This is a genomic window from Thermus kawarayensis JCM 12314 (genome assembly GCF_055393575.1).
Genome location: NZ_AP043758.1, coordinates 32,820 through 54,444, shown reverse-complemented (window position 1 = coordinate 54,444; position 21,625 = coordinate 32,820). Strand labels below are relative to the sequence as shown.

The window sequence follows — 21,625 nt, the reverse complement described above, 5'->3', positions numbered from 1 at the left end:
CGGCCCTTCCTCCGCGAGGGTTAGGAGTGGGTCTGCCGTGGGTGTGGTGGGGAAAAGCGGGAGCGGGCATTCTAGGGGGTTCTCAGCGCACCAGGAGGCGCACCCCCGTGGCCGGGGGCCTGGCCTCCGCCTCCCCCCGGGGCTCCTCCGGGTCCAGGGCCCCGTCCCCGTCCCGGTCCAGGAAGGCGAGGAGGCGGTAGGGCCCGGGGGAAAGGCCCTCGAGGCGGAAAGGCCCCCCCTCTGCCGGGAGGGTGAGGGTCCGGCAGGCCCCCGAGGCGGGGCAGGCCTCCAGGACCACCCGGGCGGCCACCTCCCCCACCCGGACCTGGGCCTCCGCCTGGGCCTCCCCGGCTTTGAGGAGGATGGGATAGGCGCCAGGAGGCGTGCCCAAGGGGGCCCGCACCCGGAGGTAGGCCGTGCCCTGGGCGGGGTTCGGGGCGAGGTAGGCGGCGAGCCCCCCTTCCGCCGCCACCCGCACGGGGACCGGGTAGGGGCTCAGGACCTCCACGGGAAGGCTCCCCTCCTCCCCGGGCTTCAGGACCAAGGCCCCCTCCACCCTGAGGGCCACGCCCCCTCCCCGGAGGGCGGAGAGGGCCCCGAGGGCGTCCAGAAGCCTCCCCTCCGGGGTAGGCCTGCTCCCCGCGAGGAGCGCCCCCTCCAGGGCTTCAGGGGGAGCCGCCCCCCGGGAGCGAAGGAGGGCCAGGGCCCCCGAGACGTGGGGGGCCGCCTGGCTCGTCCCCCGAAGGAGGCGGTATCCCCCAAGGGTGGGGCCCAGGACCCCCTGGTCCCCGCTTCCCCCGGGGGCGAGGAGGGGGGCGGAGCGGTTGGAGTAGGGGGCGAGCCTCCCGTCAGGCCCCACCGCCCCCACGGTGAGGACCCCCCGGCAGTTCCCGGGGAAGTAGTCCCTATAGTCCCCCCCGTGGTTCCCCGCCGCCGCCACCACCAGGACGCCCCGGGCCCTCACCTCGTCCAGGGCCTCCTGCAGGGCGGGGGAGCAGGGGCCTTCCCCACTCAGGGAGAGGTTCACCACCTGGGCCGGGTGGGGGTTTGGGGGAAGCCCCGGCACGGGGATCCCCGCCGCCCACCGGAGGGCGAGGAGGAGGTCGCTCTCCCGCCCCGTGCCCTCGGGGGTGAGGAGGCGGATGGGGAGGAGCCTGGCCTGGGAGGCCCCCGCCATCCCCACCCCGTTCCAGGCCGCCGCCAGGACCCCGGAGACGTGGCTCCCGTGGAAGGTCTGGAGGGGGCTCACCACGGGCTCCGTGGGGTCGGTGTCCCCGTCCAGAAGGTCCAGCCCCGGAAGGAGGACGCCCTGGAGGTCGGGGTGCTCCAGGACCCCGGTGTCCGCCACCGCCACCACCACCTCCCTTCCTGCGGCCTCCCGCCAGGCCTCGGGAAAGCGGGCCAGGGGGAGGTTCCACTGCTCGGGGAAGAGGGGCTCGGCCTCGCCCCCCTGGGCCCAGAGGGGGCGGTCGGGGAGGCTCAGCCCGCCCAGGGCCTGGCCCCCCAGGCCCTCCGCCCGGTACCACCCCCCGCCCAGGGGCCTCCCCGGGCACCCCTGGGGGCAGTGGGCCAGGAGGCCCAGGGTGGCCTGGGGCACGACCCCTTCCCCGCCCACGTAGACCGCGCCCTCCAGGTAGAGGTCCGGGGAGGAGGCCCGCTCCACCACCAGGCGGAAGGAGGCCTCCCGCCGCATCCCCCCGCCCTCGGCCACCACCCGGGCCTCCCAGGTTCCGGCCTCCCGGGCGGGGATGGCGAGGCGGAGCTCCTGGGTGGCCGCCACCTCCTGGGGCGGAGGGGTCATCTCCTGGGGCAGGCCTTCCACGAGGAGGCGGGCCCTGACCCTCCTGGCCTCCACCCGCACCGGGAGGGTGGCCGTTTCCCCCTCCCGAGCCCGCACCTCCTCCTGGCCCAGGGAGAGCCGGAGAAGGGGAACCTCGGTCAGCGAAGCTACCTCGAGGGCGCACCCCGTCAAGGTCAGCGAAGCTACATTAAGGAGCAGGCTAAAAAGGAGGTTCCAGGTCCTCCTCATCCAGGCCCGCCTCCGCTACCCGCCGGGCGAAGGCCGCCTCGAGGGCCTCGTAGGCCTCCTCCAGGCTGGGAAAGTCCCCGAGGTCTTCCCGCTCCCCTCCGGGGCCCTCCCACCAGGCCCGGCACCTTCCCGTGGGCCACTCCTGGATCCACCAGTTCCCCAAGGTTTCGGTCTCGTACACCCGCCGCTTCCTGCTCCTGTCAAACCGGAGAATCCGCATTTACCTCCCCCCCGCCAGGGCCACGGCGAAGTACCCCCGGAGGACCGCCACCACCTCCGGGCTTTCCACCACCACGAAGGCCTCCCCCTTGGGGGCCACGAAGAAGCGCCCGTCCGCGAGAAGGAACCACCCCGCCATGGGCGTCCCTCCGAGGCGCACCACCCGCGCCCCCCCGGCCCAGGAGGGCGGCGCCTCCCGCCCCAGGACCAGGGTGAGGCGCTTCTCCTTTAGGGCCTCCCCCAGGGAGGCCGGGGGAAGCCCCACCGCCACCACCTCCCGGGTCCGGTTGGCCAGGAACCAGTAGAGCTCCCGCCCCGTGAGCTCCCGCACCTGGGGCAGGCCCTGGGCCAGGACGGGGGCCAGGGCGAGGAAGAGAAGGGCGAGGAGCCTAGAAGAGTTCCCCGCTTTCAAAAAGCCTCTCCACCTCATCTTCCTCCTCCCACTCCTCCTCCGCCTCCCGCTCCAGGCACTCCAGGCAGGCCATCCACTCTTCCCCTCCTGGGTAGCGCACCAGTACCCGGCCCGTGCCGCCGCACATGGGGCACTCCATCAGACCACCTCCGGCACGGGCACCCTAAACTCCGGGGCCCAGAAGAGAGCCTCCTCCCCCTGGGCCAACAGGAAGGCCGCCTCGATGCCCCGCTGGTAGAGCCGCCACCCGTGCTCGGGGTGGCGCACCAGGTAGTACTGCCCGGTGCCGTCCACCTTGACCACGGTGGACCCCTCCACGATCCGCCAGAACTCCGCCAGGTCTGTCCGCATGCCATCACCTCCCGCTCTCCTCCGGGGGGCGCCTGCCCCCTGGTCCCTCACCGCACCTCCTCCTGCCTCCTCGAGGCGCTCACCACGTAGCCCGTGGCCAGGCGCATCACCAGGGCCACCTTGCTGCTCACCGGGCCGTCAAAGGTCAGCCAAAGCCAGCGGTCCGGGGTGCTGTACCCGGGGGCGAAGAGGTAGCCCCTCCCCCCGGCCCACAGGATGGGAAGCCCCAGGATGACCCCGGAGAGCTCCGGGGCGTCCCGCTCACCCCCCACGGCCACCACCTTGAGGAGGCCTTCCTTCACCGCCTCCTTCAGGTCCGCTTCCAGCGTTCTCGCCGTCCTCCCGTCCGTGACGATGTAGGCTTTGGGAATCCGTATCCCCCCGGGCGGGCAAGTGTAGATGGGCACGCCCCCGTAGGAGATGTTCTGGCATCCGCCCCCGTGGAGGATGAGCCCCAGGTACCGGGCCAAAGCCTCCACCCCGGCCCCCGAACCCACCACCATCACCTCCTGGCCCCGGGAAAGAGCGCCCTGAATCTCCCCCCAGGAGGCGGGGTAGAGCATGTCGTCCGGGAGGCCGCACATCTTCAAGGTGGCGCACAGGACGCACTTGGTCACCTTGTAGACCCCCCGGAGGACCAGGGAGGGCTGGGAGAAGTCCAGCCGGCTGAGGCTAGAGGGGTCGCACGCCATCACCTGGTTCACCTGTTGCAGGTTGTTGCTGATGCCCCCCCAGTCCAAGTTGCTGAGCCAGTCAAACTGGGCCAGGGCCGGGACCAGGGAGACCGCTACCAGAACCAGGGCTTTCCGCATCTTTCACCTCCCGAGAAGGGGCCGGTAGAGGGCCCTCAGGTCCAGGGCGTAGGCGGAGAGGTCGGAGAGGAGGGTGTAGGGCGCCCCCCGCACCCCCGGCACCTCGTACCCCTCGGGCACGGAGACCCAGCGCCAATGGGTCCGTTCCAGTCCGAAGGGGAGCACGTAGGGGGGCACCCCCAGGGGCTGGACGGGGCCCTCCAGGGGCAGGGAGGGGTAGGCGATGACGCACGGGGGGCAGTACTCCACCCGGACGTCTACCGTGATGGGCACGTGCCAGTAGACCACCAGGCGGGAGAGCTGGCTCCAGGCCCACCCCACCCAGTTGCCCAGGTTCACCTGGGAGAGGTCCACGCCCCGGATGTCGGGCACCGTGGTCACCTCCAGGAAGTTCGCCGCCTGGAAGAAGGTGGTGTAGCCGAAGCTCTCGTACACGGGGAGGGAGGCAGGGGGAAGCCAGCGCTTGGTTTCCTCTAGCTTCCAGAGGCCCGGGGACTCCCGGTCGGCCTTTATGGGAAGCTCCTGCACCTTCTGCCCCAGGGCTTCCCTGAGCTTTTCGTTCGTCTCCTGGAGCTTGGTCTGGGCCTCGGCGTCCCTGGGGTTCCGGGCGAGGCGGGCCTCGAGGTCCCGCTTGAGCTTCCAGAGCCCGTCCACCTTCATGAGGGCCACGGCGGAGCAGTCGGCCAGGTCGTCAAGACTCCCCGTGCACCGGGAGAGGACGGGAATGCCCTGGGTCAGGGTCCTCAGAGGGCTGTCCAGTAGGTTCCTCAGGTTGGTCTTCACAAGGTCCACCCCCGGCAGGCCCAGGAAGGCCCGGGAGAAGAGGGTCTTCGCCGAGCGGTAGAAGTGCACGTAGAGGTAGACCTTCTCCAGGTCGCTTCCCGCCCGGTCCACGAGGCCCTTGTAGGTGTTCCAGAGGGCCTGCACCTGGTCCCAGAGGGCGGTGAGGTCGGCGGGGAAGAGCTCGGTGTAGACCGGGGCCACCACGCTCCCCCCGCCCAGGAGGTGGCCCTGCCAGGGCACGGGGAGGTAGGCCTTAGGGCTCCCCAGGCTCTTGAAGTCCCTGGGGAGGAGGGAGAGGAGGTCCTGGGGCGTGGAAGGCCGGGGCGTGAGAAGAGCCCTCGCCACCTCCTTCTGGTAGTCCAGGTAGTAGTCGGTGAGGGCCTTCTGCATGGCCCGCTCCACCCGGGCGTTGGCCTCGTCCCAGTTGAACCAGAGGGGCTGGGAGGGATACCCGGGGGTGCGGAAGACCTCGTACCCCTGGACCAAAACCTTGAACCCCGGGATGTACATGAGGGGCAGAACCTGCACTCCCAGACCATCGCAGAACTCCTTCGGGTCCACCTGGGGCACGGGGAGGTAGCGGTCCAGCTTGTGGAGCCCTCCCGAGGCCCACTTCCCCAGGTCCAGGGGGGAGGAGCGGGTGGCGGCCTCCAGGAAGGCGGTGTCCACCCCCTCGGAGGGCACCATGAGCTTGAGGTCGGGGAGAGGGGGGTTGAGCTCCGGCCCCTTCACCCCGGCCAGGCAGTAGGCGAACCAGAAGGCGGGGTTGTTGAGTTCTGTCGCTGTCCGCCAGTAGTAGCGCTCCTCAAAGCGTTGCCAGGCCTTCCGGAGGTCCCGCGCCACCTCCCGGGTGGCCTCGAGGCTGGAGAGGGGAAGGTAGAACTCGTGGGCCTGGGCCTCCGCCCAGGGAAGCCGCCCGGTGCAGTCCTGCCCCTGGGTGGGGTCGCACCTCCCCTTCTGGTAGTCCCGGAGGCGGTCCTTCCGAAGAACCTCCAGGTAGGGCCACTTTCCCTTCAGAACCTGCTCCAGGCGGTAGTCGGGGGCCGAGAGGAGGTACTTGGTCCACTCCTCGTACCGGGGCCCCCCCTGGGCCAGGGCCAGGGCGGTAGTCAGCAGGGTCAGCGCCATCGTCCACCGCACGCTCCACCCCCTAAAGCCCCTTCTCCCGGCACCAGTCGGAGAGGGGCTTGAACCAGACCTTGGCCTCCTCTCGCCCCGTCCCGGCGAGGGGGTTACCCTGGGGCGAGATGGACCGGGTGATGTAGCTCACGTAAGGGTCGCCCTCGGCCACCTCCAGGTCCTTCCCCGTGGGCATGAGGTAGCCCTCCAGCCCGGGAATCCGGTACCGCTTCCCCTCCGCCGTCACGTACCCCCCGGCTTCCACGGGACGGTCGTTGTCCGTGGCGTAGCGCCACCGCGCCTGCCATTGGGACAGGTACCACCGCACCCGCCACCCCTGGACCCGGAAGGTCCACCCCTGAACCCGGATGGAGTAGTCGTACAGGTAGGGGCTCACGGGAGAAGTCCCCGTCCTCCGGCTCACCTCCGCCGTGCCCCTGACCCTCTTCTCGGCGTCCACCACTTCACAGGTGATGGGGTAGGTATTGGTGGTCCCCAGGAAGAGCTTCCCACAGGGTTGGTTCACTTGGAGGATGGGGTCCTTCCACCGGAGGGTGAAGGTCTCCCAGCCCCTTCCGAAGTCCCCGCCGAAGGTGAACCGCCAGGGCGGGATGTTGGAGCCCGAGTAGTTCTGGGACTGTTCCCCGGAGAGCTCCCAGGTCCCGCTGGCGTACACCTGGGCATACCCTCGGTCCCTTCCCTGGGCGTCCCTGGCCGGGCTCACCTGGGTCCACGTGGTGGGAGGGGTGCTCGGGAGGGTGATCCCGATGACCTCGCTCCCGTTGCCCAGGGAGAAGGTGTCCTTCCCGTCCCAGTCCCCGGGATACGCCTTCCCGTTGAAGGAAGGCATCTCCACCCACCAGATCCAGGAGGGATTTCCCAGGAAGAGCTCCTTGAACTCCACCCGGGCCTTGAGGTTGGCCTGGGAGATGTAGCCCCACACGTGGGCCCGGGCCTCGGGAAGCCCCTCCTGGGTGGGGGAGAGGGAGGTGGTGAAGGAGAGGTAGTCCGTTTCCTGCCAGTCCGGGCGGTCCACCAGGTAGCGCCCCGCCATCACCGCCCCCTTCTGGGTGGAGCCGGAAGGGGGGTAGATGACGGCGAAGGCCTGCTCCTTGGCGAGGGTGTCCCGGGGCATCACGTGGAAGCGGGTGTCGGAGCGGTAGAGGGAGCAGTACCCCCTCGCCGTTCCCTCCGGCACCACGAAGCGCTCCTGCCCCCCGTTCCGGGTCCGGAACTCCTGGGCCAGGGTCTGGGTCCACACGGAGACCTCGGGAACGAAGAACCAGAGGGTGCTTCCCCGGGGCTGGCGAGCGTAGAAGCTCCTCAGGTCCGCCAGGGAAGAGAGGACGCTCTTTCCCACCACGTCCCGGTCCGCCGGGGAGATGCCCGAGAGGATGGACCCCTGGACCGAGGGGGGCTGGTAGGACTCCATGCCGGGGTAGCGGTAGCGCTCCCTGGCGCTACCCCCTGGAGGCGTGGCCGAAAGCCACCCTCCCGCCTCCAGGGGCACGGGGTTGTCCGGGGAGGGCATCCAGGTCCTGGTCCCCTGGAGGGGCCACACGGCGTACTGCACCTGGTGGTAGGAGGGGCGGTTCTGGGAGTCGTAAACCGTGGTCACCCCCGCCCGCCCCCGGAGGCGGTTCCCTGAGTCGTAGAGGTTGAAGACCGCCTGGTTGTAGGGGATGTTTGGGGTATACCCCGAGAGGGTGAAGTAGTCGCACCCGGAGACGCAGAGGTAGAGCCTCCCGTTCCACCAGAGGCTCTGGTTCGTGGAGCCCTGGGTGGGGTTGGTCCCGCTTTCCACCAAAAACTCCACCACCACGCTGTAGCCCTGCCGGGCGTCCCCCTGGAGCGTTCCTCTGACCTCCGTGGAAGGGCGGGGGCCACCCACGAGGCCCACCTGGGCCAGGGCCAGGGAAGAGAGGAGAAGGAGAGGGCTAAGCCTTTTCACGCCGTACCCCCCAAGCGTCCACGAGGTTCAGCAAAAGGGCCCACCCTATGCCCACGAAAAACCACCCGGGTCCGTAGGTGTAGGCCAGGACCATTCCGAAGCCTGCGCCAAGAGCGTACCGCCACCACACCCTGCACCTCCTACGGGTACTGCCTCCCCCTCTGGAACATGGGGTCAATCATGAGAAGGGTTTTCAGGGTGGGCACGATGCCCGTGGGGGTTTCCACCAGGGCCAGGCACCGCCTCCCCTCCGGGGTGTCCTTGAAGGTCTGACACCCCCTTAGGACCTGGTCCCTCTCCTCCTGGGGCACCCCGGCGTACTCCGGCACCGAGGGGTCGTAGTACTTCCGGGGGATGAGGCGGTCCAGGAGGAGGTAGTCGTGCCGCCACCCCTTGACCATGAGGAAGGTCTTGATCTCCACCTTGGGGCCGATGTCCGCGCCCCGGGCGTTCTGCTGACCGAAGCAGAAGGTAATGAACCCGCCGCAAAGCCTCCCGGTGTAGAGGAGGCCGTGGAGGATGGAGGGCACGTCCGTGAGAATCTTGATCTCCCCCGCCGGGTCCGCGCGGCTACAGATTCCGAGGAGGCCGCAGTCGTAGAAGTACCCCTGGGCCACCTTAGCCAGGGCGCCCCTCACGGGCTCCGGGACCTCCTTGGCGTAGGCGTAGGCCCGCATGGAGCCCCCTGCCCGCTTGTGGTCCTCCACGAGGCGGTTCGCGAACTCCTGGAGGGCCTGGTCGTAGGAGAGCTCCCGCTCCCAGGTGAGGTAGGCCACCCCCCGCCCCGAAGTGGAGATCGTCCCACTCTGGGGTACCCAGTAGCCCCGGAGTTGCTGACAGTTGTAGTAGGGGTAGCCCGGCGTATACCCGGAGGTGGTGACGGTGGTGGTCTGGACGTTGCCGCTCTGGTCCCTATACTGGCAGGACCAGTCCACCTGCCACTCTTTCCAGTAGACATAGGCCTCCGCCGCGAAGTTGTGGAAGCCGTTGTCCCGGAAGGAAAGGCTTCGGGTAGAAACCTGGACCTCGGGACATCCCTGCACCGGGTTGGGAGAGAGGAGGGCGGTGTAGGTGGGGCTCCCCGGCCCCTCGTCCTTGAGGGCGAGCTGGCTCCCCGTCCACCGGATCCGCACCCAGGCCGTGGTGGAGGGGGAGGAGGTCCAGGCCCGCACGGTGAAGGAGCCGGGGGAGGCCAGGGCGGTGGGGGAGACGGTGAGGTAGACCTGGGGCCTCCCCACGGGAAGCTCCGGGTATTCGGGAGGCGTGTAGCGCACGGTGCAGGTCTGGGGGCTTTGGGCCAGGGCGGCCCCCAGGACCAGGAGGAGTGGCAACAATATGCGGCGCATCAAGCCTCAGTATAGCAATGTTTGCTTACCGAGGCCGTAGCGCCCTCTCCGCTTCCGCCACCCGCTCCAGGAGCTTTTCTTTCCGCCTAAGAAGGGCCCGGTAGCGGGCCAGGGCCTCCAGGAACTCCCGGGGCCGGGTGAAGCCCTCGGGGGGTTGCCAGCCCTTGCCCAGGTACTTCCAGCGCCACTTCCCGTCCTTCTTCACCTTGAGGTAGGGGTAGGGCCCGTGGGGACACCGGGTACAGCTCTCCTTCCCACACCTGACCCACCGCCAGTAGACGGGGAGAGGGGAGAGGGCCTCGAGGGCTTTGCGCTCCTCCTCCAGGCGGGCCTCGAGGTCGGCGAGCTCCGCCTCCAGGCGGGCGAGGGCCTTGGCGAGGGCTTCCGGGGGCATCTTAGCTACACACTCCCCTAAAGCTTGCCTGCCTTGTAGCTAAGACAGGGCAAAGGAGCCGGGACTGCCCCGGCCTCAGTACCAGGACACCTTCCAGTAGGCTTCCCGCCTTCCGTACACCCAGGCGGCGTGCTCCGGGGTGGGTGGTTCGGCGTAGACCAGGTTCCAGCCTGGGGAGAACTCCAGGTCGTACTGCACCTGCCTTCCCCCGCACGCCTGGAGGCCCTTCTTCACCACCCCCTCTCCCGTGTAGACCAGGGCCCAGTATTCCTCGGCGGGATAGGGGTAGGGGAGGGCGCGGGGCACGAGATAGAGGCGGGTCTCGCCGCCCCCGGGGTAGAAGAGGCCACCCCGTTCCCCGTTCATCCCGTTCCACCACTCCACCAGAACCTGGGCCCCCGTGCACCAGGGGTCGGCGTCCAGGTAGGGGTCGGGGGTGGGGACGAGGCCCCGGAGGGAGAGGTAGACCCGCCCGTCCACCACCGGGGCTTCCCGGGTGAGGACCCTGAGGGTGCCGTTGAAGGGCCTCCCGCTTCTATCCTTGATGGTCATCTTTAGCTCCTCGGCGTTGAGGAGCTGGTACTCTCCCTCCGTCCCCGCCCCGGGAAGCTCCCCACAGGCGGCGAGGAGGGGGAGGAGGGCGAGAAGCCAAGCCGCGCGCGCCGTCTTCAGGATCACTTTCGCGTCCATCCTCATCTCCCACATTGCTCCGAAGGGTCTTTCGTCGCCTTACACGCGGGCCTCGAGGGCGTAGAGGACCACCCCCTTCCGGCCCAGGACCTCGTACCACACGCTCCAGCCGTCCGTCCGCATCTCCCGGGCGAGCCGCACCATCCTCCCCTCCCAGGGCACCATGGGCCAGGGGCGGTCGGAGAGGCCCCGGAAGACGGGGTGGCCCAGGAAGCGGAGGCGCTCCTCCGCCCGCTTGAGGGCCTTGGCGAAGTCTTCCATACCCCTGTCTCCCAACCCCTGTCTCCCATCTTAGCTACATGCTCTTTCCAGAGGCCCCTTTCGTGTAGCTAAGACAGAGGGCCTCGAGGTCTTCCCGCCGCTCATACCGGAACCTCCGAGGATGCGCGGGGTCGTACACCTGCTCCTCTACCCGCTCCACCTGCTTCCCGGGGAAGAGCCCGAGGTGGTGGAGGAGGTCCCGCTCCAGGCGTTCCTCCACGAGGTCAAAGCTCGTGACCGTGCCGTCCTCGAAGCGGATCACCACCCGCCTCATCCCTCCTCCCTCCCCAGGACCTCTAGGTAGAGGTTCCCCTTCCTGGCCTCAAAGTAGGCGCCTGAGCGGTAGGTCCTCGCCCATCGCCCCCGGGCCAGGGTCTCTAGAAAATCCTCGTAGGCCTTCCAGTCGGGGAAGCGCCGCTCACGCCGCACGAGCTTGCCGTTTTTGAGAAGAACGAGCACCGCTTTCATGCTTTCCCTACCTCCCACCCCCTCCCGTGGGGCCCCCAGGCCCCCGGGCCCTGAGAAGGCTTGGGGAGGGCGCTTTTGGGGCCTGCTCTCCCCCGTTCTGCGCGAAAGCAAAATTTCGCGCACGGCTTCCGCGCTCTCCCCTAGCCCGCCTTACGCCTCCGGTCCGGCCCCCGCACCTCCACGGCCCGCTCCACCCGGGAGAGGAGGGCCTCGGCGTTCTCCCCGAGGCGCCTCGCCGCCTCCTCGGGGGGGTAGTTGGAGGTGACGAGGAGGTCCAGGCTTCCCCGGTGGGCCGCCTCCACCAGGCCGAAGAGGACCTCCGCCGCGAAGGGGGTGAGCCTGGCCTTGCCCAGGTCGTCCAGGACCAGGACGCTCGCCTGGTCCAGGATTCTCGGGGCTTCCGGGTCTTGGGCCTCGAGGCGGGCCCGCTCGTAGAACTCCCACTCGGAGAGGAAGAGGGTCCTCTTCCCCTCCTGGGCCTTCTTCCAGGCGGCTCGCACCGCCAGGTGGGTCTTGCCCGTTCCCGGGGGGCCGAAGAGGTAGAGGACGCCCCCCTGCTCGTGCCACGAGGAGATGGCCTCTAGGACCTCCCTCTTCCCCTCCCAGGGCCTCTCCAGGTAGGCCCGGTAGGTGGGGGGAAGGCTTTCCCGGTACACCCGGCTCCAATGCCACCGCCGCCAGGCCTTCGCCACCTCGGCCAGGTACCTCTCCGGCTCCTGGTAGGTGCACTCGCAATCGTGCTCTATGCGGTGCGGGGCCCGGAAGTCGTACCCCCGGAGGGCGGGCGCCCCGCAAAGGGGGCAGGGAGGAAGCTCAGGGTCGTGCTCCACCCCCCTTGGCCTCAAGCTCTTCAGGATCTCCTCTAGCTTACTCCGGTCCACCTCCTCCCTCCTTTTCGCCAAAGCCCCGTCTAGAAGCCTCTTTGACACACTTGTGCCACCACTTGTGCCTGCAGAGCTTCTAGAAGAGCAGGACCTCTCCCCGCTCTTCCTCGGGGAGGGGTCTGGCCTTGGCCAGGAGCTTCCTGGCGTAGGGGAAGGGCTCCCGGGCGTGCTTGGCCGCCTCCCGGAGGGCTTTCTCTACCTCCTCCGCCCCGAGGGTCTTGGCCCAGGCCCTGACCTCGGGGAGCCAGAGGATGAGGGCGCTGGCCCGCCGCCCCTCGGGGTAGACCAGGGCCGCCTCCGCCGCCCGGAGGAGGACCCCGGGGTGGGAGGCGGCCAGGGGCTGGGCCTCCCTGGGAAGGCGCTTCCCCACCTGGAGGAGGAGCCCTCGCACGTGGGGGTTGGCCTCCGCCAGGGCCTGGACGGGGCTCGGCTCCCTCTTTTTGCTCCTCTTGGCTTTGGGAGCCTCGAGGACGGAAGCCCCGGCGGGGGCCTGGCGCCCGGCGGGCGGGGCCTTCTCCAGGCTGAGCCGGGCCACCCCGTCCTCCACCACCAGGGCTCCTTCCCTCTCCAGGGCGGGGATGACCCGCTCCAAGAGGTAGCGGAGGGTCCGGGGCCGCCCGGCGAGCTCCAGGGCGAGGGCCTTCACCTCTTTGGGCCCCTCGTAGTAGAGGACGAGGAGGACCTGCTCCCTAAGCCCCATCCACGGGAAGAGCTCCCTCGGGGCCATCCTCTTCCTCCACCAGCCCCTTGAGGACCAGGGTGTCTTTGAGCTCCAGGAGGGAGATGCGGGCGGCCACCAGGAAGGCCTCCGCCGCCTTTTCGTCCCCCTCCTCCAGGGCCCGGAGGGCGGCCAGGAGCTCCACCTCCAGCTGGGCCAAGGCGAGGGTCAGGGCCCGGCTCACGGCCTCACCCCCTCCGAGGCCAGGCGCACGAGGAGGCCCACCTCCTCCGTGTAGGCCCGGGCGATCTCCAACTCCGCCTTGGCCCTCTGGTAGCGCTCCTCCGCCTCGGCCAGGGCCCGGTAGAGCTCGGCGTAGAGGGCGCGGGCCCTGGCCTCCCGCTCCTCGGCGTTTTTGCCCTGCACCTCCCCGGAGAGGAGGCCCTGGGCCACGCGGGCCTCCAGCTCCTCCTTCGCCCGGGCCCGCTCCAGGGTGGCCTCCAGGGCCTCCTCCAGGGCCTTCCGGTACCGCTCAAACGCTCGCTTCACCTCGTTCTCAAGCCCAAGCATGCTCACCACCACCGCTCGCGCACCACGTCCCTCACCACCACCTGGACCACGTACCTGTCCTCGGAGAGGAGGTCGTCCAGGATCTTCTCGCTGATCCTCTCCGCGTCCCCCTCCGCCTCCAGGACCGCGCTCCCGATGGGCGTATGGAGCTCCACCACCACCCGGCCCTCCTCGGGGTAGGGAGCGCACTCCAGCCCGTGGGCCTCCAGGACCTTGAACCGCCTCTCGCCCTTGTAGTAGATCAGCACCCGCATCTTCACCTCCCGCCTCTGCCCGGGGGGGCTTTAGCCCCCCATGCCCTCACGCCGCTAGAAGCTCCGGGAAAAGGGGCACCCTGGGGTCTCCCCTCGCCCCCTCCTCCGCCGCCTCCCGCCACCCGGGAGGAAGGGGAAGGGAGAGGACGGCCCTGGCGAGGTAGGGGTCTTCCCGGAGCCGGGCGAGGACCAAGCCTTCCGCCCTCCTCCCCTCCCTCCCCGACAGGAGCTCCTGGAGAAGGCGGCTTTCCAGGAAGGGAAGCCCGAAGACGGCCTCCTCCAGGAGCCCCCGCACCACCCGGTTAGCCCTGGCCTCCGGCGTCTTGGGGAGGCAGGAGTCCGGCGATGAGGGCGTAAAAGCGCCCATCTTTCACCTCCACCAGGGGGGCCTTGTTCCCGGAGTAGAGGGCGAGGTCCACGTCCTCCTCCTCTACCTCCTCCAGGGCCTCCTTCAGGAAGCGCCCGTTGACCACCACGCTCCCCTCCCCCTCCCCGGGCAGGACCTCCTCGGAGACGGGGGTGAACCCCTCCAGGGCCCGCACCCGCACCTCGCCCTCCCCCGCCTCCAGGCGCACCGCCCGGCTCTGGGACTCGGCCACCACCAGGGCCCGCCTCAGCGCCTCGAGGAGCGCCTTCCTCTCCGCCCGCATCCGGCCCACGGGGGGCACCTGGGGAAGCACGTTCCGGTAGGCGGGGAAACCGTCCGCCGCCAGGGCGAAGCCTACCCGTCCGTTTTCGGCCACGGCCACCAGGGCCTTCCCGTTCTGGACCAGGTGGAAGGAAGCCCCGCCCTCCAGGCCCCTCAGGGCCTCTTCCACCCCCGCCGGGAGTAGGTAGGCGCCTTCACGGAAGACTTCCGCGTTCACGGTGTAGAGGTGCAGGCGGTACCCGTCCGTGGCCACCACCCGGGCCCGGGGCTCCTCCACCTCCACCAGGACCTTGGCCTGGTAGCTCAGGAGGCCCCTGCCCAGGGCGAAGGCCTTCTTCAAGGCCTCCAGGAAGTCCTCTCCCGCCCGGAAGACCTCCTCCCCCGCCGCCTCCAGGACGGCCAGGGAGAAGGGAGGGGCGGTGTGGAGCTCCGCCCGGAGGGAGCCTCCCCGCACCAGGAGCCTTCCGCTCTCCAGGGAGAGCTCCACCTCCCCTTCCATCCCCTCCAGAAGCTCCAGGAGGGGCTTGCGGGGGAGGGCCACGGGGGGGAAGCTCCCCTCCCCCACCCGGGCCTCCACCTCCACCCCGCCGGGGCTCGTGGACCACACCCTCGCCCCATCGAAGCTCACGTAGTCCATGCCGTGCCGGGGAGGCACCATGCGCTTCAGGGCGCTTTTGAGCCTCGAGGTCTCCACCTGGGTCGCCACCGCGAGCATCCTTCACCTCCGAAAGGAGGCCGAGGGGTGGCTCTTCCCACCCCCCGGCCCGTCCTCGCCTACCGCTTCACCGTCTCCCCGTTGGCGTTGAGCCGAATCACCTCCGGGAGAGGCTTTCCCGCCGCCACCGCCTCGGGCAGGCCCTTCAGCCTCTCCAGGACCTTGAAGGGGATGTGGCGGTGCTCCCCCTCAATCACCACCCGGGGGTAGCGGTAGAGCTCCCTGCCGATGCCCCAGGCCACCGCCGCCCGCTTGAGGGCCCCGCTGATTCCCCCCTTGAAGGGCTCCATGTCCGTGGCCCCCGAGCCGTCTTGCTTCTCCACCCACTCCCCGGTCTCGGGGTTCTTGATGGCGATGCTGGCGATGACCCCGTGCTCCTCTCCCACCTGGGCCGGGGTGTAGCGCACCTGCCACCCGAAGGGGCCGAAGGCCTCGTCCAGCCGGGTCATGACCGCCCGGGCGTCGATGAAGGGGGCGATGGTGGTCTGCCCGTTCTTGCTAGCGATGACCTTCCACTCAATCTCCTCCGCCGTGAGGGGCCGGGTGAGCCTGGCTATAGCTTCCGCTACCTTCATCCTTCACCTCCTTCGCCTTCTCCTGGGGGGGCTAACGCCCCCCATGCTCTCTTCCCCTAGGCTCCTCGGCCCTCTCACGGGGCCTCTTCCCTGCAGGCCAGGTAGAGGGCGAGGGCCAGGACCAGGGCCAGGACCCCCGTGGCGAGGACGGCGAAGTCCAGGACGCCCAGGATGGCTTGAAGGACGCCTGTGGACATCTCCTCCTAGCCCTCCTCCTCGAAGAGGTCCCGGAGCCACCGGTAGCGTTCCGGGTCTTCCTCTTCGGGTCTGGCGATGAGACCCGTCTCCTCCAGGAGCCCCACCAGGAGGGCGAGGGCGATGAGGGGCCCCACCAGGAAGGCGAGGAGCAGAAGAAGCTCTACCATCCCCTTTTCCTCCCCTGGGGCCTGCGCCCCCGCTCCGCCCTGAGCCGGGCCAGCAGAGCCACCGGGGGCCGGCCCAGGGGGTCCTTCCGCATGGCCGCGAGGACCAGGGCCTGAAGCTTCGCCCGGAGGCTCACGCCTTCCTCCCGGTCCACAACAGCACCAGGCCCGCCACCACCAGCAGGGCCAGGACCAGCCCCGCCCCCTCGCTGGGCACGGGCACCTCCCCCCTCATCCACCGGAGGGTGGGGATGCCCACCCCCACCAGCACCGCCGCCAAGCCGATGAGCCTGTCCAGAGTCCGCCGCATCCTCACCTCCAGAAGAAGCCCGAGGGGCGGGTTCTCCCCGCCCCCCTGTTCCCCCCTTCCCACAAGGTGGCTTCGCTGACCTAGGCCACCGGGCGCTCCGCCACCCGCTCGGCCTGGGCCTGGGCCCGCTCCCGCTTCTCCTGAAGCCAGAGGAAGAGGACCGCGGCCACCTGGTGCTTGCAGGGCCGGGTCTTCCCCTGGGCGTAGGCCGGGCAGGTGCAGGTCTCGGCCTCGAGGTCCACGAGGTAGCGCTTCCCCGGCTGGCTCTCGCTCTCCACCACGAAAAGCCCGTCCATCCCCGCCACGGGGTGGACCTTCCCGAGGAGCGCCTTGGCCTTCTCCAGCTTGCCCAGGGTCTGGAAGAGCTTTTCCTTGAGAGGCATCGCTTACCTCCTTCGCCCATTCCCGAGGGGCCTTGCGGCCCCCAGGCCCTCAGAAGGGAAGCTCCTCGTAGCCAATCTCTTCGTCCGCCGCCTCCCTGGCCTCCTCGGGGGAGAGGCCCCGCCGCCTCGCCTCCCGGTAGGCCCGCACCCATGCCGTGAGGAGCTCCATCCCGCGCCCGTTCCGGGAAGGCTCGGGGCCACACACCTCCTCCAGCACCTCCTGCACCCGGCCAAGCCCCTCGCACACAGGGCACTCCGTGGCGCTCCAGGGGAGGGGCTGGAGGCCGAACCACTCCGTGTGGACGAAGCCCTCTCCCCCGCACAGGGAGCACGCCACCGTCCTCGCGCTTTTCACCCGCACCATCTCGTCTGTGGCCCGAGGGGGCGGGCACCCGCCCCCCTGCCCTAAGCCACCTCCCTCTCCGCCTCCCTCAGAAGGGCTAGGAAAGCCTTCAAGGCCTCCTCCCCCACGGGCTCGCTCTCCCGCCGCCAGGCCTCGTACATGCGGGCTAGGGCCGGGAGGTTTTGGGGGATGAGCTCCACGCTGGCCTCCCTCGTCCCCGCCCACCCGGGGCCGCCGGAGTCCGGCCCCGCCTCCAGGACGAAGGCCTCGAGGACAGACGCCAGAGCCCAGACTTCCTCCTCCCGGGGCTCGGCGAGCTCAAGGAAGAGGTACCCGTCCTCCAGGTTGACCTCGGCCCGCTCGGGAAGGTCGGGGATTTCCTCTAGAAGCTCCAGGACCCGCTCCCGCTCCAGGGCCTTCTTGCCCAGAAGGGCGCACGCGTAGGCCGAATAGTTCATTCCATCACCTCCACGGGGCTTTAGGGGGGGCTTTGGCCCCCCTGCCCTCTAGAACAGGTCCTCGCTCGGCGTTCCCTCCGCCCCTTCCGCTTTCTCCTCCGCCTTCTTGGGCCGCACCAGGAAAGCGAAGTCGTCCAGGACCAGGGTGAGCCGGGTCCTCTTGCCGTCCTTCCCCTCGTAGGTCTCCGTCTGGAGCCTCCCCTCCAGGTGGGCGTAGGTCCCCTTGGGCGGGTCCACCTCCGCCAAGGCCTCGGCGAGGCCGCCCAAGGCCAGGACCTCAACGAAGACCGTCTCGTCCTCCTTCCGCCGCCCCTGGACCGCCACGGAGGTCTTCCAGATGGCCACGCCCTGATTGGTGTAGACCAGCTCGGGCTTCCTCGCCAGGTACGCCTTCAGAATCGCCTTCATCCTTCCTCCTTTCACCGGGCCTACGGGGGGGCTAAAGCCCCCCCTGCCCTTTAGCGCCTGACCAGGTAGTAGCTCCCCGTGGGGCTCTTCCTAAGCCCCTCCTCCTTGAGCCAGACCTTCAAAGCCTCCTTCACCTCTTCAAGTGGCCGGGAAAGCTCCCCCTCGTAGTCCTCCTCCGCCTGGAGGAGGTTGAGGAGGGCCACGGCCTGCTCGGGGGTGAGCCTGAGGTCGTTCATCCTTCACCTCCTTCACCTCTTCCCGTGGGGCCGCTAGGCCCCCTGGTCCTTCTCCCCTACCTCCGGGGAGAAGTTGTTCTCCTGGGCGGCCTGGAGGATGGCCTCCAGGGCCTCCCGGTCCGTGAGGAGCCCCTTGAGCCAGTCCTCGAGGACCGCCTGGGCCTCCTCGGCGAAGGCGGAGGCGTCCCAACAGCCACCTTTCATCCCTCACCTCCCGTTCTCTTCCCGTGGGGCCGCTAGGCCCCCTGGTCCTCTAGGGCTTCCCGGTTCGGTCTTAGCTACACGGGGGGGAGGAAAGGGGCAAGCGTGTAGCTAAGACAAGCCCCTTTCCTCCCCGGGCCCCCTACCCCAGACCATCTGCGCCATCTGCACCACCTCTTCTCCTTTCCGTCCCCCCTCGAGGGGCCGGAAGGCCCCCCTGCCCTGAGGGCCCCTCCTCACCGCCTGTAGAACCCCTCCCTGGCCCAGAGATTGGGAAGCTCCTCCTGGGGGAGGTGAACTTCCCCCAAGACCCGGTACGGTCCCCGGAAGGGCCAGAGGAGGAGGCCTTCCCGGTCCAGGCGCTCCCGGGCCTGGAGCCAATCGCCAAGCCCGGTGTCGTCCGGGCTCCACCGCTCCAGGAGGAAGCGCCGCCTCCTGCCGTCCTCCACCTCCAGGAGCCGCACCCCGAGGAGCCCGTAGAGGTCCACGGGGAGGGCGAGCGCCTCCTCCACCAGGAGGGCGGCCTCGGCCCAGTCGGCGAGGGGAGCGTCCGAGGCCACCCGGATGAGGTCCCCCAGGTGGAGCTTCGCCAAGAGGAGGAAGACTCGGACGGCGAGGTCGTAGGGGCGCTTCTCCTCCCAGGCGAACCCCGTCTTGCAAAACCCGAAGGACCACTCCCTCTCCTCCCACCAGGGGAAGACGAAGCTCTCGTAGTCCTCCGGGGCGGGGCCGTTGAAGGCGATTTGGGGAGGGTAGAGGACTGACCCCCCCGTCCCGTCCGGCCCCGCCAGGGGAGGAAGGTGGGGAAGGAGCCGGGCGAAGTCCTCAAGGATGGTCCCGAGCCTCTTCTCCACCGCCTCCCTGCCGGCTGTCCTCAGGTACCAGTAGTGCGTGTGTCCCATATCAGACCTCCCCGAAGAGCTCCCTCAGCGCCGCCGCCGAGTTGTCCTCGTGGGAGGCCCTGACCCTGGCCTCGAGGGCGTAGAGCCGGGAGACCAGCCCCCTGAGCTCCCCCACCGCCTCCTTCACCTCCCGGGCCACCCGCTCCGCCTCCAGGGGGCGCTCGGAGAGGAAGGCGTGGAGGTCTTCGGCGTAGAGGGCGAGGGCCCTGGCCGCCTGGGCCATCTCCTCCAGGTGCTTCCTGACCCGGATCACAAGACCTCCCTCAGAAGGCGCTTTGCTTGACGGCGCTCCCAACGGGAGCTCATCCTCTTGACCCACTTGGCCACCCCGGAACGAGGGGGGCCATCCGGCCCCCCCCTGGCCCTAAGCCACCTCCAGCACCGCCCACCCGGTCCTGGTAGGCACGAGGACCTGCTCCCCCGGAAGGGGGTGGACCTCCAGGACCTCCACGTGGCCCAGGGCCTCGAGGGCCTCCAGGTCCACCCACCCGTCCGCCACCAGCCGGGGGTGGACATAGGCCCCGTGCCGCCGGATGAGACCTTCCAGGGCCCGGTCCGAGAGCCTGGCCTTGGGAACGCCGTCCGTGTTGGGCAGGAGCGCGACCATCTTGCACCTCCTGCCCCTGGCCGTGGGGCCGCTAGGCCCCCAGGCCCTCCTCCCTGTACGCCACCCGCACCCGTTCCGGGCTCACCAGGACGAGGCCGCTCTTACCCGGAGCAAAGGCCTCTATCACCTCCTCCGCGAGCTCCATGAGGAAGGGGTGGTCCTGGGGGCGGGGCCTGCCCACCACCCGCACGGGCTCCCCCCGGTCGAAGACCACGGCGAAGCTCCCGCTCAGCCGGGCAAACCGCTTTAGCGCTTCCATAACGGCCTCCCCTGAGGGGCCGGAAGGCCCCCCCGCTCACAAGCGGTAGAGGACCACCCGGGCACCCACCTGGCCCAGGGCCTCCTCCATGGCCTCGAGGACCTCCTCGGGCCTGAGCCCCCCGAGGCCGATGCCGGGGAAGGCGAGGTGGGCCTCGGTCAGCGAAGCTACCTTGAGGCCCGGGTGCTCCTCCAGGAACTGCCGGAGCCTCGAGGCGGCCTGGCGAACGAGGCCAAGGTCCGCTGGATTCCTCCAGTGCCCCTTGGTCTGGAAGGCCCCGTAGAGCCTTCCTCCTACCTCCACGGCCACGAAGCCGTAGAGGTAGACCCCGTTCCGGAAGGTTCCCTCCCGCCTGACGGCCTCGGCGAAGAGGGCGGGGAGCCGGGGCTCGGCCTCCGCCAGGGCCTTAGCCGCTCCCGCCCCCATGACCAGGCCCCGGGGGGTGAGCACCCCGTTCGTGGGGGCCACCACGACGGCCCTCCGATCCCCGAGCGCCGTGAGAAAGTTCCCCCTCTTGACCCGCATACCCGGCCTCGGTCAGCGAAGCTACCTTGTGGGCGAAAGCCCCAAGCTCTTGTCCCCTACCTCGCACAACCGGTGGCACAACCGGTGGCACAGGTGTGTCAAGGCCTCTCCGGGGCCAGCGAAGCTACCTTGGTCAGCGAAGCTACCTTGTGGCCCCAAGCCGCCGAACCTCGCCACCTGGTGGCGCCCGGGCTACGGCTTGGCCGCCACGGGGTTTTGCCACCCCCCAAGGGTGAGCGCCACCACGTTTTGCCCGGCCTTAGGGGTGCGCACTACAAGGTTTTGCCATCCCTTTGGAGTGAGCGCCACACGGTTTTGTACCCCTCACGAGATGAGCGCTACCTTGTTTTGCCATTCTCCCAGGGGCGAGCAACACGGATGGGGGCATGTTTGCTGGGGGAGGGGAGTAGTAGGGCAACATTGTAGCGAGGAAGAGCGGGTCCGGGCCAAACAGAAAACCCCGGAAGGATAAGGTGGTCCTTCCAGGGCCGTTAAGGGTGTCTACCCGATGACGGGGGTCCGGTAGACGGGCTCCCCGGTGGCAGGGTCGCGGTAGACGGCGATCGCCCTGCCCCGCCCCATCTGGTCCAGGTGGTACTTCGCCTTGCGGAGGATGGCGATGGCCTCGAGCTTGGCCTTCAGGACCCCCAGCTGGGAGTCCACCTCGGCCACCGCCTCCACGTGGCGGCGCATGCCCCGGGTGCTCCAGCCCTCCTCCCTCACGGCCTCCTGCAAGAGGCCCACGGCGAGGACAGCGTTGAGCACGGGCTTGGAGAAGACCTTAACCTCCCAGCCCACCGGGGTCTTCACGGCCACCACCTGGGCCTTCTCGCGGTCCACCAGGGCGGAGATGGACCGCACCGCCTCCACGAAGTCCCGCTCCCTGGCGGGGAGGCTGTCCACCAGGGCCTGGAGGTTCCTCAAGGTGCCGTCCCAACCCAGGAGCCGGAGCTCGGCCTCCAGGTCCTCGGGGATGAGGTCTTCCCGGCGGAAGTGGGGGTCATCCTCGTACTCCAGGGCCTCCTCGAGGGGGCTCCTGCCCTCCTCGTACTCCACCCCGGAGAGGAACTTCTCCACCCACTTGGCCGCGTCCTCCACCCGCTTGTCGTAGGCCCACCAATGCCGCTCCTCCCTAGGGGCGAGGTCGTAGAGCTCCACGCGGTACCTCACCCCCTCGGGGCTCTCCCAGGTCATGGCCTTCCGCTCCTCCTTACCCGTGCCGCCCTTCACGACAAGGGTGGAGGGCGTCTCCTCCTTCAGGCGCTCCCGGAGGCGGGCCAGGGCCACCCTGACCGCCGCAACGAAGGGCGTGGGCACATCCTCGGTGTCCACCAGGACGTAGCCCTCCCTCGCCGCCTTGGTCAAGAGCTCCCGCACCGTATCGTCCTCCTTCCAGAGCTTCCTGAGGGCCTCGAGGGCCTCCTCCACCGAACCTGCCTGAGCCTGAGCCGCGAAGTAGAGGCTCCGCACACTGACCTTGGTCATTGCGCA

38 protein-coding genes are annotated in these 21,625 nt (G+C 69.5%); all 38 read right to left on the bottom strand.

Features of this window, described 5'->3' with window-relative positions; translation table 11 throughout:
- Nucleotides 1-82: 82 nt before the first annotated feature.
- A complete protein-coding gene (locus ACZ5RK_RS13110) occupies nucleotides 83-2,029 on the bottom strand; it encodes a S8 family serine peptidase (RefSeq protein ID WP_464910376.1) in 1,947 nt (648 codons plus the stop codon).
- A complete protein-coding gene (locus ACZ5RK_RS13105; protein ID WP_054647941.1) occupies nucleotides 2,001-2,249 on the bottom strand; it encodes a hypothetical protein in 249 nt (82 codons plus the stop codon). Before ACZ5RK_RS13105 ends, ACZ5RK_RS13110 begins: the two co-directional genes overlap by 29 nt.
- Nucleotides 2,250-2,678, bottom strand: coding sequence for a hypothetical protein (locus ACZ5RK_RS13100; protein WP_464910375.1), 429 nt, complete (start codon nucleotides 2,676-2,678; stop codon nucleotides 2,250-2,252).
- Complete coding sequence (locus ACZ5RK_RS13095; protein ID WP_464910374.1) at nucleotides 2,638-2,799, bottom strand: hypothetical protein; 162 nt, start codon at nucleotides 2,797-2,799, stop codon at nucleotides 2,638-2,640. Before ACZ5RK_RS13095 ends, ACZ5RK_RS13100 begins: the two co-directional genes overlap by 41 nt.
- Nucleotides 2,799-3,011, bottom strand: coding sequence for a hypothetical protein (locus ACZ5RK_RS13090; RefSeq protein ID WP_054647169.1), 213 nt, complete (start codon nucleotides 3,009-3,011; stop codon nucleotides 2,799-2,801). The genes ACZ5RK_RS13095 and ACZ5RK_RS13090 overlap by 1 nt, the downstream gene beginning before the upstream one ends.
- A gap of 47 nt (nucleotides 3,012-3,058) precedes the next feature.
- Nucleotides 3,059-3,823, bottom strand: coding sequence for a hypothetical protein (locus ACZ5RK_RS13085; RefSeq protein WP_464910373.1), 765 nt, complete (start codon nucleotides 3,821-3,823; stop codon nucleotides 3,059-3,061).
- A gap of 3 nt (nucleotides 3,824-3,826) precedes the next feature.
- Entirely contained in the window at nucleotides 3,827-5,734 is a 1,908-nt protein-coding gene (locus ACZ5RK_RS13080; RefSeq protein WP_464910372.1) for a hypothetical protein, read from the bottom strand.
- Nucleotides 5,735-5,756: 22 nt separating this feature from the next.
- The gene (locus ACZ5RK_RS13075) at nucleotides 5,757-7,676 is read right to left on the bottom strand and encodes a hypothetical protein (protein ID WP_464910371.1); all 1,920 of its coding nucleotides are present in this window, start codon (nucleotides 7,674-7,676) and stop codon (nucleotides 5,757-5,759) included.
- A 140-nt stretch (nucleotides 7,677-7,816) separates the two neighbouring features.
- The gene (locus tag ACZ5RK_RS13070) at nucleotides 7,817-9,022 is read right to left on the bottom strand and encodes a hypothetical protein (protein WP_464910370.1); all 1,206 of its coding nucleotides are present in this window, start codon (nucleotides 9,020-9,022) and stop codon (nucleotides 7,817-7,819) included.
- Nucleotides 9,023-9,047: 25 nt separating this feature from the next.
- A complete protein-coding gene (locus ACZ5RK_RS13065) occupies nucleotides 9,048-9,416 on the bottom strand; it encodes a DUF6788 family protein (RefSeq protein ID WP_464910369.1) in 369 nt (122 codons plus the stop codon).
- A gap of 75 nt (nucleotides 9,417-9,491) precedes the next feature.
- The gene (locus ACZ5RK_RS13060) at nucleotides 9,492-10,106 is read right to left on the bottom strand and encodes a hypothetical protein (RefSeq protein WP_464910368.1); all 615 of its coding nucleotides are present in this window, start codon (nucleotides 10,104-10,106) and stop codon (nucleotides 9,492-9,494) included.
- A gap of 39 nt (nucleotides 10,107-10,145) precedes the next feature.
- Nucleotides 10,146-10,367, bottom strand: a complete 222-nt coding sequence (locus ACZ5RK_RS13055) for a hypothetical protein (RefSeq protein ID WP_464910367.1) — start codon at nucleotides 10,365-10,367, stop codon at nucleotides 10,146-10,148.
- 34 nt (nucleotides 10,368-10,401) lie between these two features.
- The gene (locus ACZ5RK_RS13050; RefSeq protein ID WP_054647166.1) at nucleotides 10,402-10,641 is read right to left on the bottom strand and encodes a hypothetical protein; all 240 of its coding nucleotides are present in this window, start codon (nucleotides 10,639-10,641) and stop codon (nucleotides 10,402-10,404) included.
- Nucleotides 10,638-10,835, bottom strand: a complete 198-nt coding sequence (locus ACZ5RK_RS13045; RefSeq protein ID WP_464910366.1) for a hypothetical protein — start codon at nucleotides 10,833-10,835, stop codon at nucleotides 10,638-10,640. Before ACZ5RK_RS13045 ends, ACZ5RK_RS13050 begins: the two co-directional genes overlap by 4 nt.
- Before the next feature lie 140 nt (nucleotides 10,836-10,975).
- Nucleotides 10,976-11,716: an ATP-binding protein gene (locus ACZ5RK_RS13040; RefSeq protein ID WP_464910365.1), complete on the bottom strand. Its 741-nt coding sequence runs from the start codon at nucleotides 11,714-11,716 to the stop codon at nucleotides 10,976-10,978.
- Between the two features lie 79 nt (nucleotides 11,717-11,795).
- Complete coding sequence (locus tag ACZ5RK_RS13035; protein WP_464910364.1) at nucleotides 11,796-12,446, bottom strand: hypothetical protein; 651 nt, start codon at nucleotides 12,444-12,446, stop codon at nucleotides 11,796-11,798.
- Nucleotides 12,409-12,621, bottom strand: a complete 213-nt coding sequence (locus tag ACZ5RK_RS13030) for a hypothetical protein (protein ID WP_464910363.1) — start codon at nucleotides 12,619-12,621, stop codon at nucleotides 12,409-12,411. Before ACZ5RK_RS13030 ends, ACZ5RK_RS13035 begins: the two co-directional genes overlap by 38 nt.
- Entirely contained in the window at nucleotides 12,618-12,947 is a 330-nt protein-coding gene (locus ACZ5RK_RS13025) for a hypothetical protein (protein ID WP_054647822.1), read from the bottom strand. The genes ACZ5RK_RS13030 and ACZ5RK_RS13025 overlap by 4 nt, the downstream gene beginning before the upstream one ends.
- Nucleotides 12,948-12,949: 2 nt before the next feature.
- The gene (locus ACZ5RK_RS13020; protein WP_464910362.1) at nucleotides 12,950-13,201 is read right to left on the bottom strand and encodes a hypothetical protein; all 252 of its coding nucleotides are present in this window, start codon (nucleotides 13,199-13,201) and stop codon (nucleotides 12,950-12,952) included.
- Nucleotides 13,202-13,247: 46 nt separating this feature from the next.
- A complete protein-coding gene (locus tag ACZ5RK_RS13015) occupies nucleotides 13,248-13,499 on the bottom strand; it encodes a hypothetical protein (RefSeq protein ID WP_464910361.1) in 252 nt (83 codons plus the stop codon).
- A gap of 4 nt (nucleotides 13,500-13,503) precedes the next feature.
- Complete coding sequence (locus tag ACZ5RK_RS13010) at nucleotides 13,504-14,565, bottom strand: hypothetical protein (RefSeq protein WP_464910360.1); 1,062 nt, start codon at nucleotides 14,563-14,565, stop codon at nucleotides 13,504-13,506.
- Nucleotides 14,566-14,624: 59 nt separating this feature from the next.
- Nucleotides 14,625-15,140, bottom strand: coding sequence for a Rad52/Rad22 family DNA repair protein (locus tag ACZ5RK_RS13005; RefSeq protein WP_464910359.1), 516 nt, complete (start codon nucleotides 15,138-15,140; stop codon nucleotides 14,625-14,627).
- Between the two features lie 74 nt (nucleotides 15,141-15,214).
- Entirely contained in the window at nucleotides 15,215-15,337 is a 123-nt protein-coding gene (locus ACZ5RK_RS13000; RefSeq protein ID WP_464910358.1) for a hypothetical protein, read from the bottom strand.
- A 6-nt stretch (nucleotides 15,338-15,343) separates the two neighbouring features.
- On the bottom strand, nucleotides 15,344-15,505 hold the full coding sequence (locus ACZ5RK_RS12995) for a hypothetical protein (protein ID WP_464910357.1): 162 nt from the start codon (nucleotides 15,503-15,505) through the stop codon (nucleotides 15,344-15,346).
- Nucleotides 15,499-15,639, bottom strand: coding sequence for a hypothetical protein (locus tag ACZ5RK_RS12990; RefSeq protein ID WP_464910356.1), 141 nt, complete (start codon nucleotides 15,637-15,639; stop codon nucleotides 15,499-15,501). The genes ACZ5RK_RS12995 and ACZ5RK_RS12990 overlap by 7 nt, the downstream gene beginning before the upstream one ends.
- Entirely contained in the window at nucleotides 15,636-15,812 is a 177-nt protein-coding gene (locus ACZ5RK_RS12985; RefSeq protein WP_464910355.1) for a hypothetical protein, read from the bottom strand. The genes ACZ5RK_RS12990 and ACZ5RK_RS12985 overlap by 4 nt, the downstream gene beginning before the upstream one ends.
- A gap of 80 nt (nucleotides 15,813-15,892) precedes the next feature.
- Complete coding sequence (locus ACZ5RK_RS12980) at nucleotides 15,893-16,195, bottom strand: SWIM zinc finger family protein (protein ID WP_464910354.1); 303 nt, start codon at nucleotides 16,193-16,195, stop codon at nucleotides 15,893-15,895.
- A 49-nt stretch (nucleotides 16,196-16,244) separates the two neighbouring features.
- Entirely contained in the window at nucleotides 16,245-16,532 is a 288-nt protein-coding gene (locus tag ACZ5RK_RS12975) for a hypothetical protein (RefSeq protein ID WP_464910353.1), read from the bottom strand.
- A gap of 68 nt (nucleotides 16,533-16,600) precedes the next feature.
- On the bottom strand, nucleotides 16,601-16,996 hold the full coding sequence (locus ACZ5RK_RS12970) for a hypothetical protein (RefSeq protein WP_464910352.1): 396 nt from the start codon (nucleotides 16,994-16,996) through the stop codon (nucleotides 16,601-16,603).
- Nucleotides 16,997-17,044: 48 nt separating this feature from the next.
- The gene (locus ACZ5RK_RS12965; protein ID WP_054647112.1) at nucleotides 17,045-17,404 is read right to left on the bottom strand and encodes a single-stranded DNA-binding protein; all 360 of its coding nucleotides are present in this window, start codon (nucleotides 17,402-17,404) and stop codon (nucleotides 17,045-17,047) included.
- Nucleotides 17,405-17,454: 50 nt separating this feature from the next.
- On the bottom strand, nucleotides 17,455-17,640 hold the full coding sequence (locus ACZ5RK_RS12960) for a hypothetical protein (RefSeq protein ID WP_054647111.1): 186 nt from the start codon (nucleotides 17,638-17,640) through the stop codon (nucleotides 17,455-17,457).
- A 33-nt stretch (nucleotides 17,641-17,673) separates the two neighbouring features.
- The gene (locus ACZ5RK_RS12955; protein ID WP_464910351.1) at nucleotides 17,674-17,844 is read right to left on the bottom strand and encodes a hypothetical protein; all 171 of its coding nucleotides are present in this window, start codon (nucleotides 17,842-17,844) and stop codon (nucleotides 17,674-17,676) included.
- A 233-nt stretch (nucleotides 17,845-18,077) separates the two neighbouring features.
- Nucleotides 18,078-18,743, bottom strand: a complete 666-nt coding sequence (locus ACZ5RK_RS12950; protein WP_464910350.1) for a hypothetical protein — start codon at nucleotides 18,741-18,743, stop codon at nucleotides 18,078-18,080.
- 1 nt (nucleotide 18,744) lies between these two features.
- On the bottom strand, nucleotides 18,745-18,996 hold the full coding sequence (locus ACZ5RK_RS12945; protein ID WP_054647109.1) for a hypothetical protein: 252 nt from the start codon (nucleotides 18,994-18,996) through the stop codon (nucleotides 18,745-18,747).
- 111 nt (nucleotides 18,997-19,107) lie between these two features.
- Nucleotides 19,108-19,350: a hypothetical protein gene (locus ACZ5RK_RS12940; protein WP_054647108.1), complete on the bottom strand. Its 243-nt coding sequence runs from the start codon at nucleotides 19,348-19,350 to the stop codon at nucleotides 19,108-19,110.
- 31 nt (nucleotides 19,351-19,381) lie between these two features.
- A complete protein-coding gene (locus tag ACZ5RK_RS12935) occupies nucleotides 19,382-19,609 on the bottom strand; it encodes a hypothetical protein (protein WP_054647107.1) in 228 nt (75 codons plus the stop codon).
- Nucleotides 19,610-19,645: 36 nt separating this feature from the next.
- Nucleotides 19,646-20,134, bottom strand: coding sequence for a hypothetical protein (locus ACZ5RK_RS12930; RefSeq protein ID WP_054647106.1), 489 nt, complete (start codon nucleotides 20,132-20,134; stop codon nucleotides 19,646-19,648).
- 501 nt (nucleotides 20,135-20,635) lie between these two features.
- Entirely contained in the window at nucleotides 20,636-21,619 is a 984-nt protein-coding gene (locus ACZ5RK_RS12925) for a hypothetical protein (RefSeq protein ID WP_464910349.1), read from the bottom strand.
- Nucleotides 21,620-21,625: the final 6 nt, after the last annotated feature.

Excerpts from the sequence above, each read along its gene's own strand:
- ACZ5RK_RS13100 (WP_464910375.1), bottom strand. The coding sequence starts at position 2,678 with ATGAGGTGGAGAGGCTTTTTGAAAGCGGGGAACTCTTCTAGGCTCCTC.
- ACZ5RK_RS12940 (WP_054647108.1), bottom strand. The coding sequence starts at position 19,350 with ATGGTCGCGCTCCTGCCCAACACGGACGGCGTTCCCAAGGCCAGGCTC.
- ACZ5RK_RS13045 (WP_464910366.1), bottom strand. The coding sequence starts at position 10,835 with ATGAAAGCGGTGCTCGTTCTTCTCAAAAACGGCAAGCTCGTGCGGCGT.
- ACZ5RK_RS13050 (WP_054647166.1), bottom strand. The coding sequence starts at position 10,641 with ATGAGGCGGGTGGTGATCCGCTTCGAGGACGGCACGGTCACGAGCTTT.
- ACZ5RK_RS13090 (WP_054647169.1), bottom strand. The coding sequence starts at position 3,011 with ATGCGGACAGACCTGGCGGAGTTCTGGCGGATCGTGGAGGGGTCCACC.
- ACZ5RK_RS12930 (WP_054647106.1), bottom strand. The coding sequence starts at position 20,134 with ATGCGGGTCAAGAGGGGGAACTTTCTCACGGCGCTCGGGGATCGGAGG.
- ACZ5RK_RS13085 (WP_464910373.1), bottom strand. The coding sequence starts at position 3,823 with ATGCGGAAAGCCCTGGTTCTGGTAGCGGTCTCCCTGGTCCCGGCCCTG.
- ACZ5RK_RS13110 (WP_464910376.1), bottom strand. The coding sequence starts at position 2,029 with ATGAGGAGGACCTGGAACCTCCTTTTTAGCCTGCTCCTTAATGTAGCT.
- ACZ5RK_RS13000 (WP_464910358.1), bottom strand. The coding sequence starts at position 15,337 with ATGTCCACAGGCGTCCTTCAAGCCATCCTGGGCGTCCTGGACTTCGCC.
- ACZ5RK_RS12985 (WP_464910355.1), bottom strand. The coding sequence starts at position 15,812 with ATGCGGCGGACTCTGGACAGGCTCATCGGCTTGGCGGCGGTGCTGGTG.
- ACZ5RK_RS12960 (WP_054647111.1), bottom strand. The coding sequence starts at position 17,640 with ATGAACGACCTCAGGCTCACCCCCGAGCAGGCCGTGGCCCTCCTCAAC.
- ACZ5RK_RS13025 (WP_054647822.1), bottom strand. The coding sequence starts at position 12,947 with ATGCTTGGGCTTGAGAACGAGGTGAAGCGAGCGTTTGAGCGGTACCGG.
- ACZ5RK_RS13005 (WP_464910359.1), bottom strand. The coding sequence starts at position 15,140 with ATGAAGGTAGCGGAAGCTATAGCCAGGCTCACCCGGCCCCTCACGGCG.
- ACZ5RK_RS13060 (WP_464910368.1), bottom strand. The coding sequence starts at position 10,106 with ATGGACGCGAAAGTGATCCTGAAGACGGCGCGCGCGGCTTGGCTTCTC.
- ACZ5RK_RS13095 (WP_464910374.1), bottom strand. The coding sequence starts at position 2,799 with ATGGAGTGCCCCATGTGCGGCGGCACGGGCCGGGTACTGGTGCGCTAC.
- ACZ5RK_RS13055 (WP_464910367.1), bottom strand. The coding sequence starts at position 10,367 with ATGGAAGACTTCGCCAAGGCCCTCAAGCGGGCGGAGGAGCGCCTCCGC.
- ACZ5RK_RS12965 (WP_054647112.1), bottom strand. The coding sequence starts at position 17,404 with ATGAAGGCGATTCTGAAGGCGTACCTGGCGAGGAAGCCCGAGCTGGTC.
- ACZ5RK_RS13020 (WP_464910362.1), bottom strand. The coding sequence starts at position 13,201 with ATGCGGGTGCTGATCTACTACAAGGGCGAGAGGCGGTTCAAGGTCCTG.
- ACZ5RK_RS13010 (WP_464910360.1), bottom strand. The coding sequence starts at position 14,565 with ATGCTCGCGGTGGCGACCCAGGTGGAGACCTCGAGGCTCAAAAGCGCC.
- ACZ5RK_RS12995 (WP_464910357.1), bottom strand. The coding sequence starts at position 15,505 with ATGGTAGAGCTTCTTCTGCTCCTCGCCTTCCTGGTGGGGCCCCTCATC.
- ACZ5RK_RS13105 (WP_054647941.1), bottom strand. The coding sequence starts at position 2,249 with ATGCGGATTCTCCGGTTTGACAGGAGCAGGAAGCGGCGGGTGTACGAG.
- ACZ5RK_RS13035 (WP_464910364.1), bottom strand. The coding sequence starts at position 12,446 with ATGGCCCCGAGGGAGCTCTTCCCGTGGATGGGGCTTAGGGAGCAGGTC.
- ACZ5RK_RS12980 (WP_464910354.1), bottom strand. The coding sequence starts at position 16,195 with ATGCCTCTCAAGGAAAAGCTCTTCCAGACCCTGGGCAAGCTGGAGAAG.
- ACZ5RK_RS13070 (WP_464910370.1), bottom strand. The coding sequence starts at position 9,022 with ATGCGCCGCATATTGTTGCCACTCCTCCTGGTCCTGGGGGCCGCCCTG.
- ACZ5RK_RS12970 (WP_464910352.1), bottom strand. The coding sequence starts at position 16,996 with ATGAACTATTCGGCCTACGCGTGCGCCCTTCTGGGCAAGAAGGCCCTG.
- ACZ5RK_RS12955 (WP_464910351.1), bottom strand. The coding sequence starts at position 17,844 with ATGAAAGGTGGCTGTTGGGACGCCTCCGCCTTCGCCGAGGAGGCCCAG.
- ACZ5RK_RS12935 (WP_054647107.1), bottom strand. The coding sequence starts at position 19,609 with ATGGAAGCGCTAAAGCGGTTTGCCCGGCTGAGCGGGAGCTTCGCCGTG.
- ACZ5RK_RS12925 (WP_464910349.1), bottom strand. The coding sequence starts at position 21,619 with ATGACCAAGGTCAGTGTGCGGAGCCTCTACTTCGCGGCTCAGGCTCAG.
- ACZ5RK_RS13080 (WP_464910372.1), bottom strand. The coding sequence starts at position 5,734 with ATGGCGCTGACCCTGCTGACTACCGCCCTGGCCCTGGCCCAGGGGGGG.
- ACZ5RK_RS12950 (WP_464910350.1), bottom strand. The coding sequence starts at position 18,743 with ATGGGACACACGCACTACTGGTACCTGAGGACAGCCGGCAGGGAGGCG.
- ACZ5RK_RS13065 (WP_464910369.1), bottom strand. The coding sequence starts at position 9,416 with ATGCCCCCGGAAGCCCTCGCCAAGGCCCTCGCCCGCCTGGAGGCGGAG.